Here is a 19,780-nt window from a genome sequence, read left to right as displayed (position 1 = left end):
TGTTCAGCCCCGGTTATGCGAGCGGTCAACCGGCTGCACTTCCTGCCCGATGGACACGAAGCCACCACCACGGGTGATCAGGCGGACTTCATCCGGCAGCCCGCTGACCCAGGCGCCGTCGGTGGTCACATTCAGCAAAGTCACGTTGCGGAACACCACCTGGTTGTTGTCATCCACATAGCGCACACCCGGTCGGCCATCGTCCCCAAGGGAAAGGTAAGCCGGCGACAGGAAAGTGGCCCGGGTTTCCGGTAACGCAATCCGCAGTGTGGCGCTGCCGCCGGCAACCCGCCGGAGATCCGGGTTTTCCACCGTCACCTCCACAGCGAAGCTGCGGGTTTCCGGGTTTGCGGCGCTCGCCACGAAGCTCACCTGCCCTTCCAGGGAGCCGCCATTGAGCAAACGAATGGAAACGCTCTGGCCTTCCGCGACCTCGGCAACGGACTGCTGGGGGATTTGCCCGGTCGCTTTCAGGCGTTCGACCTGGACCAGTTCGAGCATTTCAGTGCCCGGCTGAACCAGACTGCCCAGATCCACGTTCCGGCGATTCACGATCCCGTCAAAGGGCGCCCTGGGCGCGAGATCGCTGACGGCCTCCCGGGCCTGCGCCAGTTCCGCGCGGGCGCCGGACAGATCGCTTTCCAGCCCGAGGATTTCCGACTGACTGGCCAGGTTACTGGAACCCAGGCGGCGTGCGGCAGCCAGGTCCGCCTCCAGTTTCCGGATGCGGGCCTGCCACCGGTCCACGCCGGACTGGCGACCATCGTCGGACAGGCGCAGCAGGGTCTGGCCCTGCTCCACACGCTGCCCCTGATCCACCAACAGTTCTTCGACCGTGCCGCTGACGCCGGCGCTGATCGCCACCGTCCGCCACGGCTCCAGTTGCCCCTGCAACATCAGGCCTGGCTCATAGAGGCGCGCCTGCAAGGTTTCCACTTCCACACTGGGGAGCTCTCCGACAGCGGACTCTTCCATGTCCGGCGCTTCCTGTTGCGCCACTTTCACCTCACCGCTGGCCATCCACAGCACCAGTGCGATGATCACCAGTAATGACAACCCAAGGGAGCCCCACCTGCTCTTGCTCATGTTCTTCTCGTTTGTTGCGCATGCATTAAGGAGTCAAACGGTAGCACAAAAATGTGGAATCAGGGGTTGCGCTGGCCTCCATTGCTGGGTTAACTTTTCACTATCGTAAACAAAGTTTGAGCAAGCGCACTTATCTCATGAACTTCAACGCTGTAATCGTCCTTGTGAAGCTAGTCCTGGTGGTCGTGGTACCGTCCGGGGGCTTTTGCGTGGACAAGCGGGTGAGATAGCGACAAACCTGACAAGACACCAAGAGCCCCCGGCACCGAAAGGTCCCGGGGGCTTTTTTTTGCGGAAGAAAAAGGGAAAAACGACCATGAACGGCGCACAGCACATTCTTGAAGCGTTCCACCGCCACACCATCAGCACGGTTTTCGGTTATCCGGGCGGCTGCATCATGCCGCTATACGACGCGCTGGTGGACGATGTGGGTGTGGAACACGTGCTGTGCCGCCATGAGCAGGGCTGCGCCCTGGCCGCCGACGGCTATGCCCGGGCCAGCGGCAAGCTGGGCGTTTGCATCGCCACTTCCGGCCCCGGCGCCACCAACCTCATTACCGGCGTGGCCAACGCTCACCGGGATTCCATTCCCATGCTGGTGATCACCGGGCAGGTGCCCTCCGGCCTGATTGGCACAGATGCCTTCCAGGAAACCGACGTATTGGGCATGACCCTGGGTATCGTCAAACACAGCTATCTGGTGGATGACGCCGACACCCTGCCCGCCATCATGGAAGAAGCCATTGAACTGGCCCAGAGCGGCCGGCCAGGACCGGTATGGATTGATATTCCCAAGGACCTGTTACTCACTGACGTTGCCGATACTTCCTGCTCCCGGTCAGAGCCACAGCCCACCACCAGCCCGGATTTGACCGAAGCACTGGCCATGCTGCGCACCGCCCGCAAGCCCCTGCTCTACAGTGGCGGCGGCATCAGCCTGGCCCATGCCGAGGACAACTTCCGCGCAGTTGCCGAGTCATCGGCCATGCCGGCGGTAGTGACCCTCAAGGGCATTGGCAACGCCGGCAAGCACAATCCCTACAATCTCGGCATGCTTGGAATGCACGGCTCCCGCGCCGCCAACAAGGCGGTGGACGAATGTGATCTGTTGCTGGTGATCGGCGCCCGCCTGGATGACCGCGCCACCGGCAAACTGGACGGTTTCGCCCCCAACGCGAAGATGATCCACATCGACGCCGACGCTGCCGAAATCAACAAGCTGCGTCCGGCGGACCTGGCTATCCGGGGGGATCTCAACAGCATCCTGAAGGCACTGACAAAGGCATTGAAGGACAAACCACTGGCCATCGGAGACTGGCAAAAACAGTGCCGTACCTGGCATACCACGGCCGGCTTCCACGCCGCCGACAATGAAGAAGCCCTGGCGCCCATCACCGGCCCGGCGTTTATCCGCCAGCTCTCCCGCGTCGCGCCGGACGACACCGTCATTGCCTGCGATGTCGGCCAACACCAGATGTGGGTAGCCCAGCACTACGAGTTCGACCATCCTCGCCATCACCTCACCAGCGGAGGCCTCGGCACCATGGGCTTCGGGCTGCCGGCTGCCATCGGCGCCCAGTTTGCTTACCGCAACAGCACCGTTATCAACGTAACGGGCGATGGCTCGTTCATGATGAACGCCCAGGAGCTGGCCACCATCCGTCGCTACAACCTGCCGGTCAAACTGATCGTAATGGACAACCAGTGCCTGGGCATGGTCCGCCAGCAGCAGGAGCTGTTCTACAACAACCGGGAAAGCCAGATCAATCTGGACGACAACCCCGACTTCGTGGCCATGGCCCGGGCGTTCGACATCCCGGCATTGCACATTGAGCGCACCGACCAGATTCGGCGGGGCATCGAAACCATCCTGGCTTTCAACGGCCCGATGTTGCTGCATGTGGCTATCAGCCGGGAAGAAAACGTCTGGCCCATCGTCAAACCCGGCGCCAGCAACCGAGAAATGATCGACGAAACCCAGCGCACAGCCAAAACCAACAAGGAGCAAGTTGCATGAACCCTCAGAGCCAGCCCTCAATACCAAGCTATACACTTAACTGCCGAATGACCCAGGAAGCGGCAGCTCTGGAGCGCCTTTGTCAGGTGGTGCGTATTCGCGGGTTCCGCATTGCGAGAATGGCTGTGGAAAGCGCAGAGGAACACTTCAACATTGCCCTGACGCTCGAAGGCGCACGACCGATTGCCATGCTTCAGTCACAGTTGGAGAAATTGCATACCGTCGCTGAGGTCGCTCTGGAGAAGCCGGCGACAACTCAGTCCCGGACGGCCTGATTCTACATCAGTCCGGAGGAACACCAAGCTGGCTAAGGGCATAGGTCACCACCACCCAGAGCACCACCAACAGCGGCAGGTAGCGGCCTATCAGATAGATCCGCCATTCCCACCAGCGGGTCTCTGTGCCCAGAACCGTCCGTATGCGCTGGGGTGGGATGAACCAGCAAAACAGTGCCGCGCCCAGCACACCGGAGAAAATAATCACGTTACCGCCGGCGACCCGGTCAATCACATCAAGAACAGGTTCGCCGGCAATCGTCCACTCCAGGGGAGTGAAGCTCAGGGCGGAAGCAGTGCCCAGTACCAGCATAACCACCGTAACAATGCTGACCGCCTTCACGTTGCTCAGCCGGAACTCTTCGGCGATGGCCGCAATCATCACTTTCAGGCCGGCCAGGCTTGAACTGAAGGCGGCCATGAAGAACAGCGCAAAAAACAATGTACCGACCCAATAGCCGCCGGCCATATCGTCAAATACCTGGGGCATGGTCACGAACGCCAGCTGGCTGCCCTCGGCAGGCTCCATGCCCAGGCTGAAGACAAACGGGAAGATCATCCAGCCCGCGAGCAGGGCCACACTGGTTTCCGTACCGGCTACAATCAGACAGGCCCGGGGCACATGGGTTTTCCTCGGGATAAAGCTGCCGTAGGTGACCAGATAACCCTGGCCGATCGCCAGGGTGTAGAACGCCTGACCAAAGGCGAACGCCCAGAGCGTGCCATCGGTCATTCGGCGCCAGTCTACCTGGAAGAAGAAATCCTTCGTTTGCTCCCACCCCGGCGTCCGGCTGGCGAACACCACCAAACCGATCATCACCACCAGCAGAACCGGCATCAGAATCTTGGATAACAACTCAATGGCGGTGACATCCCGGGCGAGGATAACCGCCCCCAACAGGGTAACGGCGATGAAATACCAGAGCGAGTTATAGCCGGCGCTGAATTCCCCGAACACCCGCAGGTTATTTGTGGCGGCGTCTACGGCATAACCCAGTGTCCAGCCGGTTATCACCAGATAGTAACTGGTGATGGCCACAGTAATCAGCACCACAAACCAGCCGTAAACCACCCCGAAGCGGTTAACCTGTCGATAGGTCTGCACCGCACTGCCTTTGGAAAGCCGCCCGGCGGCAACCTCCAGAATCATGATAGGCAGCACAACCACAATCAGTGCCAGCAGGTACGCCACCACAAAGGCGCCACCGCCGTTCTCCCCCACTATGTAGGGGAAACGCCACAGGTTCCCGAGCCCTACGGCCGCAGCCGCCATGGAGGCCACAAAGGCGGGCTCTGAACTCCATTGCTTGCGTGACTCTTCGATGAATTCGTGGCGTTTTCTCACAGACCTCCAGACTACTTCCAATGTTGTATGTGAGAATTAAGGCTAGCAAATCAATGGAGCACCCGCATGACCGGCATCAAGGATCACGTGTAATGAACCATCTGACGTTCTCATCCCATTACGCCAGAGCCATTCTCCATGGGCTTGAGCAGAAGGGATTACCCACGGCCGAACTGCTGCACAGGAACGGTATCGATCCGGACTTCATCTACCCGCCACGGGCGCGGCTGCCCACCGAGCAGTTCATTCGCCTGTTCCGCATGACGTGGAAAGTGCTGGATGATGAATTCATGGGGCGCACCACCCACCCGTGCCGGGTCGGACATTTTCATCTGATGGGGTCCTTGGTGGTGCACAGCGCCACCCTGGAAGACGTGATCCGCCAGAGCATTCGCTGCTACCGGCTGTTCAACCACGACATCGAGATCGAACTGAACACCGAGGGGGAAGAAGCGGAGCTGACCATGACCCATCGCCATCCGGAGCTGGATCCGGATCAGTTCCTGGTGGAATGGCTGTTGATGGTATGGCACCGGCTGGTGGGATGGCTGATCGGACGCAAGATCGTGCTCAGTCACGCCACCTTTCAGCATGGACTGCCCGGCCATTTCGATGAATACCGCTTTGTCTTCCCGTGCCAGTGCCACTTCGATCAGCAGCGCAACAGCCTGTTCTTCAGCAAAGCGTATCTAGCCATGCCGGTCACACGGACGCCGGCGGAACTGGACGAATTTATCCTGAGTTCCCCCCGCAACCTGCTGGTCTGGACAGACGATGATGACAGCCTGACAACCCAGGTAAGAAGACTACTGGAAGGGATGGAGCAGGATCGCTTACCGACCCTGGAGACAATGGCGGATCACCTCAACATGACCAGCAACACCCTGAGCCGCAAGCTCAAGTCCGAAGGCAGCGCCTATCAGAAGATCAAGGACAACCTGCGGCGGGATCAGGCGGTCACGCTGTTGCTGCGACCTAACCTGACCATCACCGAGATTTCATCCCAACTGGGGTTCACCGAGCCCGGCGCCTTCTCCCGTGCCTTCAAGCACTGGACCGGGCTCAGCCCCCTGGCCTACCGCAAGCAGGACTATTAGACCCGCTTACAGCAACTCAATGGCAACGGCTGTACCTTCGCCACCACCGATGCACAGTGAAGCAACACCGCGCTTGAGGCCCCGCTGTTTCAGGGCGTTCATCAGGGTGATGATGATGCGCGAACCGGACGACCCGATCGGGTGACCGAGAGCGCAGGCACCGCCGTACACGTTGACCTTCTCGGCAGGCAGCTTCAGCTCGTTGATGGCTGCCAGGGTTACCACCGCGAAGGCCTCGTTGATCTCGAACAGATCCACATCGTCCACCGACCAGCCGGCCCTCTTCAATACCTTCTCGATGGAGCCGATGGGCGCCAGGGTGAATTCAGACGGCAAACGGGCATGGGTTGCGTGGGCCACGATGCGCGCCTGGGGTGTCAGCCCCCGGGACTCGGCTTCCGCTGCGGACGCCAGAACCAGCGCCGAGGCACCATCACTGATGGAGCTGGCATTGGCCGCTGTCACCGTGCCGTCTTTGGCAAACGCCGGCTTGAGCGTCGGAATCTTTTCCGGGCGCGCCTTGCCCGGCTGCTCGTCGGTGTCCACCACCGTGTCACCACCACGGCCAGGCACACTCACCGGCACGATTTCCGGTTTGAACCAGCCGCTCTCGATGGCCGCCAGGGATTTGTTCAGGGAGCCGATGGCGAATTCATCCATAGCTTCCCGGGTAATGTTGAACTTGTCTGCCGTGCGCTGGGCAAACACACCCATCAGACCGCCTTCGTAGGCGTCTTCCAGACCGTCCAGGAACATGCTGTCCATCACCTGGCCGTGGCCCATGCGCATGCCGCCACGGGCCTTGGGCAGCAGGTACGGCGCCTGGCTCATGTTTTCCATGCCACCGGCAATCATGAAGTTATTGGTCCCGGCCTTGATCTGGTCGTGGGCCATGATGACTGCCTGCATGCCGGAGCCGCACATCTTGTTGATGGTGGTGCAACCGGAGCTGTCGGGGATGCCGGAGGCGCGTGAAGCCTGGCGCGCCGGCGCCTGACCCAGCCCGGCCGGCAATACGCAGCCCATAATCACTTCCTGGATGTCCGCCGGCTGCAGACCGGAACGCTCAATGGCCGCCTTGATGGACACCGCACCCAGTTCCGGGGAGCGGACCGAACTCAGGGCGCCCATCATGCCGCCCATGGGGGTGCGGGCAGAACCGGCAATAACTACACTGTTGTCACTCATACTCTATTCCTCACTTAATCAATCAGGCCTTGCCCAGTACCGAACGGGCTATGATTTCTTTCATCACTTCCGACGTGCCGCCATAGATCCGCTGCACGCGGGCGTCTATAAACGCTCGGGAAATGGGGTATTCCGTGGTGTAACCGTAGCCGCCGAACAGCTGCAGGCAGCCATCCGCCACCCGGCACTGCATTTCCGTGGCGCTGTACTTGGCCATGGATGCAGTGGGCGCATCCAGTTCGCCACGGTCGTACTGATCGATGCACTGGTCCACGAAGGCTCTGTTGACCCGATAATCGGTTTCCATTCGCGCGATTTCGAATCGGGTGTTCTGTAGCTGGGCCAGTTTCTGGCCGAACAGCTCACGTTCCTGGGCGTAAGCGATGGTCAGATCCAGCGAACCGCGAGCAGCGGCAACGCCGAGAGCGCCAATCACCAGGCGTTCACGAGGCAGTTCCCGCATCAGGTACATAAAGCCCTGCCCTTCTTCACCGAGCAATGCGGAGGCAGGTATGCGCATGTCGGAGAAAAACAGTTCCGAGGTGTCGCCGGAATGCTGACCGATCTTGTCCAGATTCCGACCCTTGCTGTAACCCGGCAGGGACGTGTCCACCAGGAACAGGCTGATGCCCCGGGCACCGGCGTTGGGGTCGGTCTTGGCTGCGACGATCACCATGTCCGCATGCTGGCCATTGGTGATAAAGGTCTTGGAACCGTTGAGGATGTAGTCATCCCCGTCTTTCACGGCGCTGGTGCGGATCGCCTGCAGGTCACTGCCGGCACCGGGTTCGGTCATGGCAATTGCGCCGACTACCTCGCCGGAGACCATTTTCGGCAACCACTGCTGTTTCTGCTCCTCGTTACCGATATGGCTCAGGTACGGGGCAACAATGTCCGAGTGCACCATCACGTTGGTGGACAGAGCGCCAAAGCCCAGCCGTGCCATCTCTTCGCCAACCACCACGGAATACTGGAAAGGCGCGCCGCAACCGCCGCACTCTTCCGGCACATCCACACACAACATGCCGGCGTTGCCCAGGGTGTTCCAGAGTTCGCGGGGCACAATCCCGGATTTTTCCCAGGCTTCGTAGTGGGGCTTCACTTCGGTTTCCAGGGCCTTGATAACGGACTCCCGGAACATCTCGAGCTCTTCTTTATCGATTGGACTGCTCATAACCTTCTCCCGATTGGTCGGACTCACTTGGGCGCCATGCGCAGCGCGCAATCCAGGCGAACCACTTCACCGTTGAGGATCGGATTGCGAACCATCTGATCCACCATCATGCCAAACTCTTCCGGCTTGCCGAGGCGCTTGGGGAACGGCAAGGTAGCGGCCAGGCTGTCCTGCACTTCCTCGGGCATGCCGGCCATCATCGGCGTCATGAACAGACCCGGTGCAATGGTATTCACGCGAATACCCTCGCGGGCCAGTTCCCGGGCGGCCTGCAGTGTCAACGACACCACACCGCCTTTCGATGCACTGTAAGCCGCCTGACCGATCTGGCCTTCATAGGCAGCGACAGACGCCGTGGAAATAATCACACCGCGCTCACCATCGGCGTTGGGTTCACGCTGAGCCATATCCGCCGCGGCCAGACGCAGGATGTTAAAGGTACCTATCAGGTTGACCTGAATGACCTTGCTGAAGTTCTCCAGCGGCATCACCCCGTCACGGCCCAGAATCTTCGCCGCCGGCGCGATGCCGGCACAGTTCACGGCCACACCACACGGACCGTGGGCTTCGCGGGCCGTGGCCAGGGCAGCCTCGGCGCTTTCCGATGAAGTTACGTCGCAGTGCACGAACAGCCCGCCAATATCCCGGGCCACGGCTTCACCCTGCTCTTTCTGCACATCGAAAATAGCGACCTTACAACCCGCTGCCGCCAGGGCACGCGCGGCCCCCTCGCCCAAACCGGATGCACCCCCGGTAACAATCGCCGGTACGTTCTGAAATTCCATAGCGTTCTCCTTGTTGTCAGAAACTGTTTACTGGTTGTTGTAAAGTGTGTTCCAGGCCCGGCACCTATGCCATGACATATTCCGCCACAATATTTGTTAAAAAAATCAATTCTGAAAATCGTCCCTTTTACGCCCAAAATTTACTTTACGTTTACGTAAACTTTATCTAACCTTAGTCTAAAAAGGAAATCGCCATGGCAGACAAAAGCACCTACAGCATCAGTGAACTCGCCAAGGAGTTCGACGTCACAACACGAAGCGTCCGCTTTTATGAGGATCAGGGCTTGCTGAAGCCCTCCCGCAGGGGGCAGACACGGATATTCAGTTCAAAGGATCGGGTGCGCCTGAAACTCATCCTGCGGGGCAAGCGCATGGGCTTCTCCCTGGCGGAGACCAAAGAGCTGTTCGATTTGTGGGATGAAACCCTCAGCGGCAACGAAAAGCAGCTGCTGAAAATGCTGGAAATTCTGGAAGCCCGGCGGGCACAACTGGAACAACAGAAAAACGACATTGCCCAGGCGGAAATGGAAATGGACACGGCAGAAGCCCGTTGCCGCGAAGCACTGGCGGACCTGCAGAAGAGAAAACGCCAGCAGGCAACGGCTGAACAAGAAGAACCTGACCCGGTAGAACAGAAATAACGCGAACGACATAGGTAGCCAACAATGAAATCACAATACACAGAGTTCAACTTCGGCCTCGGCGAAACCCTCGACATGCTCCGCGAGCAGATCAACGGCTTCGCCGCCGCGGAAATCGCTCCCCGCGCAGAAGAGATCGACCGTAACAACGAATTCCCCATGGACCTGTGGCGCAAAATGGGCGACATGGGCCTGCTGGGGATTACCGTAAAAGAAGAATACGGCGGCTCCGACATGGGCTACCTGGCGCACGTCATCGCCATGGAAGAAATCAGCCGTGCTTCGGCCTCCGTTGGCCTCTCCTACGGCGCCCACTCCAACCTCTGTGTAAACCAGATTCATCGCAACGGCACCGAAGAGCAAAAACAGACATACCTGCCGAAACTGATCAGCGGCGAACACGTGGGCGCATTGGCCATGTCCGAGCCCAACGCCGGCTCCGACGTGATCTCCATGAAACTCACCGCCCGTGACGAAGGCGACCACTTCGTCCTCAACGGCACCAAGATGTGGATCACCAACGGCCCGGACGCCCACACCTACGTCATCTACGCCAAAACCGACACCCAGGCCGGTTCCCGGGGCGTCACCGCCTTCATCGTCGAACGCGATTACCCGGGCTTCAGCCGCCACCAGAAACTCGACAAACTCGGCATGCGCGGCTCCAACACCTGCGAACTGGTGTTCGAAGACTGCAAAGTACCCCGGGAAAACATCCTCGGGGGCGAAGGCAACGGCGCCAAAGTCCTCATGAGCGGCCTCGACTACGAACGTCTCGTCCTCTCCGGCGGCCCGCTGGGCATCATGCAGGCAGCACTGGACGTCACCGTTCCCTACATCCGCGAGCGCAAACAGTTCGGCCAGGCCATCGGCGAATTCGAACTGGTCCAGGGCAAAGTGGCGGATATGTACACCTGGATGAACACCGCCAAGTCCTACGTCTACATGGTGGCCATGTCCGCCGACCGCGGCGAAACCACCCGCAAAGACGCCGCCGGCGCGATCCTCTACTCCGCAGAAATGGCCACCAAAATTGCCCTGGACGCCATCCAGCTGCTGGGCGGCAACGGTTACATCAACGAATACCCGACAGGCCGTTTACTGCGCGACGCCAAGCTCTATGAAATCGGTGCTGGCACGTCCGAAATCCGCCGCATGCTGATCGGCAGAGAGCTGTTCCTGAACAAGTAAACCGGTAGGTTCAAGCCAGTGGCTCCAGGAAGCCAGCACCCAATGTATGACGAGGGGCTGGCGGGGTGTCTTTCCGGGAATTTCGAAGGCCAAGGATGGCCTGAGAGAAGCGCACATGGATGTGCTCGTAGCGGTTCCCGGAAAGACACCCCGCCAGCCCCGGACGCCCCCAAATCTTGAGGGAAAAAAAAGCCATGACCATGCTCCAAAGCAAAATAAATCCAAGGTCTGATGAATTCCAGGCCAACCAGGAATCCATGGCCCAGGCCGTGGCCGACCTGCGGGATAAAGTGTCCACCATCCAGCAAGGCGGCGGCCCCACCTACCAGGAGCGACACCTGGCACGTGGCAAACTGCTGCCCCGTGAGCGCATCAACCAACTGCTGGATGACGGCTCCCCCTTCCTGGAAATCGGCCAGTTCGCCGCCTACAACGTCTACGGCGAAGAAGTCCCCGCCGCCGGCGTCATCGCCGGCATCGGCCGCGTCTCCGGCACCGAATGCATGATCATCGCCAACGACGCGACAGTGAAAGGCGGCAGCTACTACCCGCTGTCCGTGAAAAAACACCTGCGCGCCCAGGAAATCGCCCTGCAGAACCGCCTGCCCTGCATCTACCTGGTAGACTCCGGCGGCGCCAACCTGCCACGACAGGACGAAGTCTTCCCGGACCGCGACCACTTCGGCCGCATCTTCTACAACCAGGCCCGCATGTCCGCGGATGACATCCCCCAGATCGCCGTGGTCATGGGCCTGTGCACCGCCGGCGGCGCCTACGTACCCGCCATGGCAGACGAATCCATCATCGTCCGCAACCAGGGCACCATCTTCCTGGCCGGCCCGCCGCTGGTAAAAGCCGCCACCGGTGAAGTCGTCAGCGCCGAAGACCTGGGCGGTGCCGACGTACACTGCAAAATCTCCGGCGTGGCCGACCACTACGCCGAAAACGACGCCCACGCCCTGGAAATCGCCCGCCGCTGCGTCTCCAACCTCAACCGCCGCAAACCGGCGGACGTGGAAATCCGCAAGCCCAAGGCACCGGTTTACGACCCCGAAGAAATCTACGGCATCGTCGGCACCGACCTGCGCAAACAGTTCGATGTACGGGACGTCATCGCCCGCATCGTCGACGGCTCCGAATTCGACGAATTCAAACGCTACTACGGCCAGACCCTGGTCACCGGCTTTGCCCACATCCACGGCTACCCTGTGGGCATCATCGCCAACAACGGCATCCTGTTCAGCGAAGCGGCCCAGAAAGGCGCTCATTTCATCGAACTGTGCTGCCAGCGCAACATCCCGCTGCTGTTCCTGCAGAACATCACCGGCTTCATGGTGGGCCAGAAATACGAAGCCGAAGGCATCGCCAAACACGGCGCCAAAATGGTCATGGCCGTAGCCTGCGCCAACGTACCCAAGATCACCGTACTGATCGGTGGCAGCTTCGGCGCCGGCAACTATGGTATGTGTGGCCGCGCCTACAGCCCGGACTTCCTGTGGATGTGGCCCAACGCCCGCATCTCCGTGATGGGCGGCGAACAGGCCGCCGGCGTACTGGCCCAGGTTCGCCGCGAAGGCATGGAGCGCAAAGGCCAGGAATGGAGCGCCGAGGAAGAGGCCGAGTTCAAGCAGCCGGTCATCGACAAGTACGAGGAACAGGGCCACCCCTACTACGCCAGCGCGCGGCTGTGGGACGACGGCGTTATCGACCCGGCCCAGACCCGCGAGGTCGTGGCCCTGAGCCTGTCCGCCACCCTGAACCGCCCGGCCAAGCCAACACGCTTCGGCGTGTTCCGCATGTAACGGAGGACAGCGCCATGACCGATCAGGAATCAGCAGTAATGCTCAACCAACGCGCCAAAGGTGTCACCGAAGTGGTGCTCAACCGCCCGGACAAACGTAACGCGTTCGACGACGTCATCATCCAGCAACTGATCAACGCGCTGGAAAAAGTGAATGCCGACGACAACACCAACATCGTCATCCTGCGCTCCGAAGGCAAGCACTTCTCCGCCGGCGCGGACCTGGGCTGGATGCGCCGCATGGCGGACAACACCCGCCAGGAAAACCTGGACGACTCACGAGAGCTCGCGCGGCTGATGGACACCCTGAACCACCTCGGCAAGCCGGTGATCGGCCTGGTACAGGGTGCGGCTTTCGGCGGCGCCGTGGGCCTGGCCGCCTGTTGCGATATCGTTCTCGCCACGGAGAAAGCCAGTTTCTGTCTGAGCGAAGTGAAGCTCGGCCTGATTCCCGCCGTGATCAGCCCCTACGTGGTAAGGGCCATTGGCGAACGCCAGGCCAGGCGCTATTTCATCTCCGCTGAGATATTCACTGCCCAACAAGCCGAACACTTCGGCCTGGTGCACGAAGTGTGTGACGACGTAGCCGCCATGGAGCGCCGCTGCGACGAACTGCTGCTGCAGCTCGCCCTCAACGGCCCGGAAGCCATGCAGGCGGCCAAGGATCTGGTGTTCGCCGTCAGCCACAAGCAGATCGGCAACGACGTCATTGAAGACACCGCACAACGCATCGCGGATATCCGGGTGGGTGCCGAAGGCCAGGAAGGACTCAGCGCCTTCCTGAACAAACGCAAGGCCAACTGGGCTCCGGAGGACTAACAACAATGTTCAGCAAGATACTCATAGCCAACCGGGGCGAAATCGCCTGCCGGATCATCCAGACCGCCCACCGCATGGGCATTCGTGTTGTCGCCGTGTATTCCGACGCCGATGCCGACGCGCGGCACGTGGCCATGGCCGACGAAGCCTTCAACATTGGCCCCGCCCCCAGCTCCGAAAGCTACCTGCGGGCCGACAAGATCATCGAAATCGCCAAGGAAAGCGGTGCCCAGGCCATTCACCCGGGCTACGGCTTCCTGTCGGAAAACACCCAGTTTGCCGAGGCCTGCGAAGCCAACGACATCGTGTTCATCGGCCCGCCCTCCTCGGCCATCGCCGCCATGGGCTCCAAGTCCGCCGCCAAGGCCATCATGGAAAAGGCCGGTGTACCGCTGGTGCCCGGTTACCACGGCGACGACCAGTCACCGGAAACACTGCGCGCCGAAGCCGAAAAATGCGGCTTCCCGCTGCTGCTCAAAGCCGTGGCCGGTGGCGGCGGCAAGGGCATGCGCGTGGTCGAGCGCCTGGAAGACTTTGACGATGCCCTGGCTGCAGCCAAACGGGAATCCAAGAACGCCTTCGGCAATCCGGACATGCTGATCGAGCGCTACCTGACCCAGCCGCGCCACGTGGAAATCCAGGTGTTCTGTGACCAGGACGGCCACGGCGTGTACCTGGCCGAGCGGGACTGCTCCGTGCAGCGCCGCCACCAGAAAGTGCTGGAAGAAGCGCCAGCCCCGGGCCTGTCGGAAGAGACCCGCAAGGCCATGGGCGAAGCGGCCGTGAAAGCCGCCCAGGCCATCAATTACGTCGGCGCCGGCACCGTGGAATTCCTCTACGACGTGGACGGCTCCTTCTTCTTCATGGAAATGAACACCCGCCTGCAGGTGGAACATCCGGTCACTGAAATGGTCACCGGCCAGGACCTGGTGGAATGGCAATTGAAAGTGGCCTGGGGCGAGCCCCTGCCGCTGGAACAGGCCCAGGTGAAAACCCGGGGCCACGCCCTGGAAGCGCGCATCTACGCCGAAGACCCGGACCAGGACTTCCTGCCCGCCACCGGCACCCTGCGCTACCTGAGCACTCCGGACGAAAGCGTCCACGTGCGGGTGGACACCGGCGTCACCGAAGGCGACGAGATCAGCATCCATTACGATCCGATGATCGCCAAGCTGATCGTCTGGGATGAAACCCGGGACCAGGCCATCAACCGCATGGTGCAGGCCCTGGAGCATTACCGCATTGCCGGTGTGAAGACCAACATCCGCTTCCTCCACGCACTGGCCGATGCCCAGCCGTTCCGGGAAGCCGACCTGACCACCGGGTTTATCGAGGACCACCGGGATCTGCTGTTCCCGAAATCCAAACTGGACACCCACAAGGCCCTGGTGCTGGCCGCCGGTTTTGTACTGGAACAGCGCAAGTCCCGGGAAGTGGTCAGCACCGATCCCTGGTCGCCGTTTGGCCGCCAGAACAGCTGGCGCATGAACTCCGAATACGCCCAGCCGCTGAAACTGCAGGTGGGTGAAGACATCCACGAACTCAAGGTGCTGGAACGGGACGACCGCTATCAGGTCCACGTTGGCGGCAGTGTTTACAACCTTACTGCCCGTCTGGACGACGACTACCTGCAGGCGGTGATCAACGGCCATCGCATCAGCATTCATGGCAACCTGCACAACGACAAACTGGTGTTGTTCTACGAAGGCGACACCTTCCAGTGCACCCTTTACCGGGAGACCTACGGCCTCGAGGAAATGGCCGGTGAAGGCAGCCTGTCAGCACCAATGAACGGCGCCGTCGTCGCCATCCAGGCCAAGGTGGGTGACAAGGTGACCGCCGGCCAGACCCTGGTGATCATGGAAGCCATGAAAATGGAGCATGCCATCAAGGCCCCGGCCGACGGCGTCGTGACCGACATTTTCTTCGCTGAAGGGGATCAGGTGTCCGAAGGCGCGGACCTGATCGCCATCGAAACCAGTGACGAGGAGGTGGCGTAACATGGCCTTTCCGAAACAGGTACGACTGGTGGAAATGAGCCCCCGGGACGGCCTGCAGAACGAACCCGGCCCGGTGATCAAAACCCGCATCAAAACCGGGCTGATCGACCGGCTGGCCGACTGCGGCCTGAACCATATCGAATCCGCCAGCTTTGTGTCCCCGAAATGGGTGCCGCAAATGGGCGATGCCGCCGAAGTCATGGCCGGCATCAACCGCAAACCGGGCGTTCGCTACTCCGTGCTCACCCCCAACCTCAAGGGCTTCGAAAACGCCCTGGCGGCGGGGGTGGACGAAGTCGCGGTATTCGGCGCCGCGTCTGAATCCTTCAGCCAGAAAAACATCAACTGCTCCATTGCCGAAAGCCTCGACCGCTTCCTGCCGGTGATGGAAGCCGCCAATAAAGCCGGCATTCCGGTACGGGGCTACGTCTCCACTGTGCTCGGCTGCCCCTACGAGGGCGACATCGCCCCCGAACAGGTGGCCAAAGTCGCCAAAGCCCTGGCCGACATGGGCTGCTACGAAATCTCCCTGGGCGACACCATTGGCGTGGGCACACCCCAGAAGGCCAAACGCATGCTTGAAGCCGTCGCCGCCCAGGTGCCGATTGAAAAGCTGGCCGCCCACTTCCACGACACCTACGGCCAGGCTCTGGCGAATCTTTACGCCGTTCTGGAAGAAGGCGTAGCCGTCATCGACGCCTCCGTCGCCGGCCTCGGCGGTTGCCCCTACGCCAAAGGCGCCTCCGGCAACGTCGCCACCGAGGACGTGCTATACCTTCTGAACGGTCTTGGCATCGAAACCGGCGTAGACCTGGACAAACTGGTCGCCACCGGCGACTGGGTATGCCGCCAGATTAAGCGCCATAACGGTTCCAAAGTCGGTCAGGCCCTTGGAGGGAATTGCGCATGAACCAGAACAAGAACGTGGTCGCCCTGGATTTGCCGATCCCCGAGATCCGCGACATGCCGGAAGACACCCAGAAGTACTTCCAGATCTGCCAGGAAAAACTCGGCATGATCCCGAATGTGCTGACCGCCTACAGCCAGAACCTGAAACAGCTCGAAGGCTTCACCCGCCTGTACAACGAACTGATGCTGGGCGAAGGCGAACTGAGCAAGCTGGAGCGGGAAATGGTGGCCGTGGTGGTCTCCTCCGAGAACAAGTGCTACTACTGCCTGGTGGCCCACGGCGCCGCCGTGCGGGTACTGAGCGGCGACCCCCAACTGGGCGAACACATGGTGATGAACTACCGCAGCGCCAGACTCGACAAGCGCCAGCGGGCAATGCTGGATTTTGCATCCCACCTCACCCGTTCACCGGCCACCGTCACCGAAGAGCACATCCAGGCCCTGCGGGATGCCGGCCTCAGCGATAGCGCCATCTGGGATCTGAGCAACCTGATCGGCTTCTACAACATGTCCAATCGCGTGGCCATCGCCAGCGATATGCAACCTAATCCCGAGTATCACAGCCAGAGTCGCTAGCAGATAGACACTGCTCGCCCTCGACTACAACAACAATGGAGGCAGAGATATGAGCAACACTCTCCCAAGTTATACAAGCGGCACCTCAGAGACGCCGCTACTGGGCATGACCATCGGCGAAATGCTCGACCGCACCGCCGACAAGTACCCCGATACCGAAGCCCTGGTCGCCCTGCACCAGGACATCCGCTGGACCTACAAAGAGTTTGTTGAAAAGGTCAACGAAGCCGCCCGCGCCTTCATGGCCATCGGCGTCAAACGTGGCGACCGCGTTGGCATCTGGTCCCCCAACCGTTATGAGTGGACCGTGACCCAGTTCGCCACCGCCAAAGTCGGCGCTATTCTGGTCAACATCAACCCGGCCTATGGCGTACACGAACTGGACTATGCCCTGAACCTGGCCGGCATCTCCGTGCTGGTGACGGCGGACAGCTTCAAGGCCTCCGACTACCGCAAAATGGTCTACGACCTGGCGCCGGAACTGAAGGCCAGCACCCCGGGCCAACTCAAGGCCCAGCAGGTGCCCGAATTGCGCGCCGTGGTCAACCTGGACAAAGACAAACACGACGGCATGTGGACTTGGGACGAGTTCGTGGGCTTTGCCAGCGACGTCAGCCAGGGAGAACTGGACAAGGTACAGGGCCAGCTCCAGTTCGATGATCCCATCAACATCCAGTTCACCTCCGGCACCACCGGTAACCCCAAGGGCGCCACCCTCACCCACCACAACATCCTCAACAACGGATACTTTGTGGCGGAGAGCCAGCGTTTCACCGAGAAAGACCGCCTGGTCATCCCCGTGCCCCTGTACCACTGCTTCGGCATGGTCATGGGCAACCTGGGCTGCATTACCCACGGCTCCACCATGATCTACCCGGGCGAAGGCTTCGAGCCCAAATCCGTGCTGCAGGCCGTACACCAGGAAAAAGCCACCGCCCTGTACGGCGTGCCCACCATGTTCATCGCCGAACTGGCCGAGCCGGAGTTTGAAAGCTACGACCTCTCCACCCTGCGCACCGGCATCATGGCCGGCTCCATCTGCCCGGCGGAAGTGATGAAAAAGGTCAACGGCAAGATGCACATGAAAGAAGTGCAGATTGCCTACGGCATGACCGAAACCAGCCCGGTGTCCACCCAGACCAGCGCCCTCGACCCGTTCGAGAAACAGGTCACCACCGTGGGCCGCACCCAGCCGCACCTGGAAACCAAAATCGTCGACCCGGGCACCGGTAACGTAGTCCCCCGCGGCGAAATCGGCGAACTGTGCACCCGTGGCTACAGCGTGATGCTGAAATACTGGAACAACGAAGAAAAAACCCGCGAAGCCATCGACGACGCCGGCTGGATGCACACCGGCGACCTGGCCACCATGGACGAAGACGGCTACATCCAGATCGTCGGCCGCATCAAAGACATGGTCATCCGCGGTGGGGAAAACATCTACCCGAAAGAAATCGAAGAATTCCTCTACTCCCACCCCGCCATCGAGGAAGTGCAGGTCACCGGCATCCCCGATGACAAATACGGCGAAGAGCTCATCGCCTGGGTGAAACTGAACCCGGATGCACACCCGGTGACTGGCGACGAATTGAGGGAATTCTGCAAGGGCAAGATCGCCCACTTCAAGATCCCCAAGAACTACAAGTTCGTGGATGAATTCCCGATGACGGTGACCGGGAAGATCCAGAAGTTCAAGATGCGGGAGATTTCTATTGAGGAGATGGGGTTGAAGAAGTAAGCCACCCCCTGCTCTGTTCCTACCTTCAGACCCCGGCTAATTGTCGGGGTTTGTTCGTTCTGATCCAGCCTTATTCGTCTCCAGGAACCCCGCAATCATGAAGCGTGCTTCGTTATTGCGCGGTGATATTGCAGGAATGCTGGCTGCTAGCTTTGCAGGGCCCTGATTTTTAGGCTATTTTGTTGGTTAGGTTACAAACGAAGGTGGAATAACGAAGCTGCCGGATTTTTGTTGGCGGCGTGACTGCTTTCAAATTGCGGTTAAATCAATAAGGTGAAAATCGCCGTCCCAAAGATGAAAAAGATGAGTTGAAATGGTACCCATAAATCTTGAATCGATTAGAGAAAGCTGTGAACGATTTAGGCTCAATGTCGACGATATTGCGACTTTCTACTTATCCGCTCGCATGAGTGCAGAACTCATGTGTGGAGTTGAAAAATTAGAATCGTCGGAACTTGAACTACACGTTAGCGATGATTTTCCAAGATCCTGGACGACCATTCGAACTCCCAAAGACGTGGTAGACCTTTACGAGCAAGGAGAGTTCGAAAGGCTTAATGCATACCAATCATTAGTCAGCGTTTGTTCTGCTTTTGAGGCTCTTTTCTCCGAATTGCATGAGATCAGTGATGCCCCAACTATGGACAAGGTGGTCATACGGTCTTACAGAAGAAAGGGCAGCTTTGAAATCAGAAATAAAGCTGCTTGCTCGGTGAGGGCAATACATGAGCATCTGGGTCTCAATAGTCCCCTAAATTTTGATAGCGCAATCTGCTGGATTTATAACTATTTCCTGTTGCGAAACATTGTCGTACATGAGAGGGGTATGGTTACTAGCGCAAAGAAACCAAGGATTGTTGGCGAACTGGCGGAAACTCCTGTTGGAGGTAGGCTTCAAATAACAAGCAATAAACTAGATGATCTTTTTAACTTTACTAAAGATCATGTGTCTGCGTTTGAGGCACGGGTAACAAGTAAATATGAAGAGCAGTCGGTTGACTTGGGTGCGTAGAGCAAGCATTTTTCCTGCTCAATGGACTGTGCTCCTGACGTTCCTGCATTCATTACTGAAACTGTACATTTATATTTAACAAGGCGCAGCAGGTCGCCGCTGTGCTTCGCGTTATATCAAAGGGAG

General features: G+C 59.7%; 17 protein-coding genes. 12 read left to right on the top strand and 5 right to left on the bottom strand.

Going from position 1 to position 19,780, the window contains the following annotated elements:
* Positions 1 to 3: 3 nt before the first annotated feature.
* Positions 4 to 1,086 carry an efflux RND transporter periplasmic adaptor subunit gene (locus ACQUWM_RS07365; RefSeq protein WP_428921691.1) on the bottom strand — a complete coding sequence of 361 codons (1,083 nt, stop codon included), beginning with the start codon at positions 1,084 to 1,086 and terminating at the stop codon, positions 4 to 6.
* Positions 1,087 to 1,402: 316 nt separating this feature from the next.
* Between ACQUWM_RS07365 and ilvG the strand changes: the two genes are divergently transcribed.
* Positions 1,403 to 3,103, top strand: a complete 1,701-nt coding sequence (gene ilvG / locus ACQUWM_RS07360) for an acetolactate synthase 2 catalytic subunit (protein ID WP_428921690.1) — start codon at positions 1,403 to 1,405, stop codon at positions 3,101 to 3,103.
* Positions 3,100 to 3,378, top strand: coding sequence for an ACT domain-containing protein (locus ACQUWM_RS07355; RefSeq protein WP_407002230.1), 279 nt, complete (start codon positions 3,100 to 3,102; stop codon positions 3,376 to 3,378). Before ilvG ends, ACQUWM_RS07355 begins: the two co-directional genes overlap by 4 nt.
* Before the next feature lie 7 nt (positions 3,379 to 3,385).
* Here ACQUWM_RS07355 and ACQUWM_RS07350 read toward each other — a convergent pair whose 3' ends face one another.
* Entirely contained in the window at positions 3,386 to 4,723 is a 1,338-nt protein-coding gene (locus ACQUWM_RS07350; RefSeq protein ID WP_407002229.1) for a sodium-dependent transporter, read from the bottom strand.
* Between the two features lie 92 nt (positions 4,724 to 4,815).
* Here ACQUWM_RS07350 and ACQUWM_RS07345 point away from each other — a divergent pair, with 92 nt between their 5' ends.
* Positions 4,816 to 5,820: an AraC family transcriptional regulator gene (locus ACQUWM_RS07345; protein ID WP_428921689.1), complete on the top strand. Its 1,005-nt coding sequence runs from the start codon at positions 4,816 to 4,818 to the stop codon at positions 5,818 to 5,820.
* A 6-nt stretch (positions 5,821 to 5,826) separates the two neighbouring features.
* Here the strand turns inward: ACQUWM_RS07345 and ACQUWM_RS07340 are convergent, their stop codons facing one another.
* From ACQUWM_RS07340 to ACQUWM_RS07330, 3 genes are read right to left on the bottom strand one after another with little or no spacing between them, the layout of a single operon-like run.
* Positions 5,827 to 7,008 carry a thiolase family protein gene (locus ACQUWM_RS07340; protein ID WP_428921688.1) on the bottom strand — a complete coding sequence of 394 codons (1,182 nt, stop codon included), beginning with the start codon at positions 7,006 to 7,008 and terminating at the stop codon, positions 5,827 to 5,829.
* 22 nt (positions 7,009 to 7,030) lie between these two features.
* Complete coding sequence (locus ACQUWM_RS07335) at positions 7,031 to 8,182, bottom strand: acyl-CoA dehydrogenase family protein (protein ID WP_428921687.1); 1,152 nt, start codon at positions 8,180 to 8,182, stop codon at positions 7,031 to 7,033.
* A 23-nt stretch (positions 8,183 to 8,205) separates the two neighbouring features.
* Entirely contained in the window at positions 8,206 to 8,967 is a 762-nt protein-coding gene (locus ACQUWM_RS07330) for an SDR family NAD(P)-dependent oxidoreductase (RefSeq protein ID WP_428921686.1), read from the bottom strand.
* 194 nt (positions 8,968 to 9,161) lie between these two features.
* Between ACQUWM_RS07330 and ACQUWM_RS07325 the strand changes: the two genes are divergently transcribed.
* From ACQUWM_RS07325 to ACQUWM_RS07285, 9 genes are all read left to right on the top strand, one after another.
* Positions 9,162 to 9,608, top strand: a complete 447-nt coding sequence (locus ACQUWM_RS07325; protein WP_406988029.1) for a MerR family transcriptional regulator — start codon at positions 9,162 to 9,164, stop codon at positions 9,606 to 9,608.
* A 24-nt stretch (positions 9,609 to 9,632) separates the two neighbouring features.
* Entirely contained in the window at positions 9,633 to 10,799 is a 1,167-nt protein-coding gene (locus ACQUWM_RS07320; protein WP_407002224.1) for an isovaleryl-CoA dehydrogenase, read from the top strand.
* 194 nt (positions 10,800 to 10,993) lie between these two features.
* Complete coding sequence (locus tag ACQUWM_RS07315) at positions 10,994 to 12,601, top strand: carboxyl transferase domain-containing protein (RefSeq protein ID WP_406988032.1); 1,608 nt, start codon at positions 10,994 to 10,996, stop codon at positions 12,599 to 12,601.
* 14 nt (positions 12,602 to 12,615) lie between these two features.
* Positions 12,616 to 13,419 (top strand): enoyl-CoA hydratase-related protein, encoded by an 804-nt coding sequence (locus ACQUWM_RS07310; RefSeq protein WP_406988034.1) that lies wholly within the window; start codon positions 12,616 to 12,618, stop codon positions 13,417 to 13,419.
* 5 nt (positions 13,420 to 13,424) lie between these two features.
* Complete coding sequence (locus ACQUWM_RS07305; RefSeq protein ID WP_428921685.1) at positions 13,425 to 15,419, top strand: acetyl/propionyl/methylcrotonyl-CoA carboxylase subunit alpha; 1,995 nt, start codon at positions 13,425 to 13,427, stop codon at positions 15,417 to 15,419.
* 1 nt (position 15,420) lies between these two features.
* The gene (locus ACQUWM_RS07300) at positions 15,421 to 16,329 is read left to right on the top strand and encodes a hydroxymethylglutaryl-CoA lyase (protein ID WP_428921684.1); all 909 of its coding nucleotides are present in this window, start codon (positions 15,421 to 15,423) and stop codon (positions 16,327 to 16,329) included.
* Positions 16,326 to 16,904, top strand: a complete 579-nt coding sequence (locus ACQUWM_RS07295; RefSeq protein WP_407002219.1) for a peroxidase-related enzyme — start codon at positions 16,326 to 16,328, stop codon at positions 16,902 to 16,904. The genes ACQUWM_RS07300 and ACQUWM_RS07295 overlap by 4 nt, the downstream gene beginning before the upstream one ends.
* Positions 16,905 to 16,953: 49 nt before the next feature.
* Positions 16,954 to 18,642, top strand: coding sequence for an AMP-binding protein (locus tag ACQUWM_RS07290; protein WP_428921683.1), 1,689 nt, complete (start codon positions 16,954 to 16,956; stop codon positions 18,640 to 18,642).
* Positions 18,643 to 18,955: 313 nt separating this feature from the next.
* Positions 18,956 to 19,654 carry a hypothetical protein gene (locus ACQUWM_RS07285; RefSeq protein ID WP_428921682.1) on the top strand — a complete coding sequence of 233 codons (699 nt, stop codon included), beginning with the start codon at positions 18,956 to 18,958 and terminating at the stop codon, positions 19,652 to 19,654.
* Positions 19,655 to 19,780: the final 126 nt, after the last annotated feature.

This window comes from Marinobacter sp. DUT-3 (assembly GCF_050379435.1).
Taxonomy (GTDB): Bacteria; Pseudomonadota; Gammaproteobacteria; order Pseudomonadales; family Oleiphilaceae; genus Marinobacter.
The sequence above is the reverse complement of the archived record's forward strand: the minus strand, read 5'-3'. Positions and strand labels throughout refer to the sequence as shown.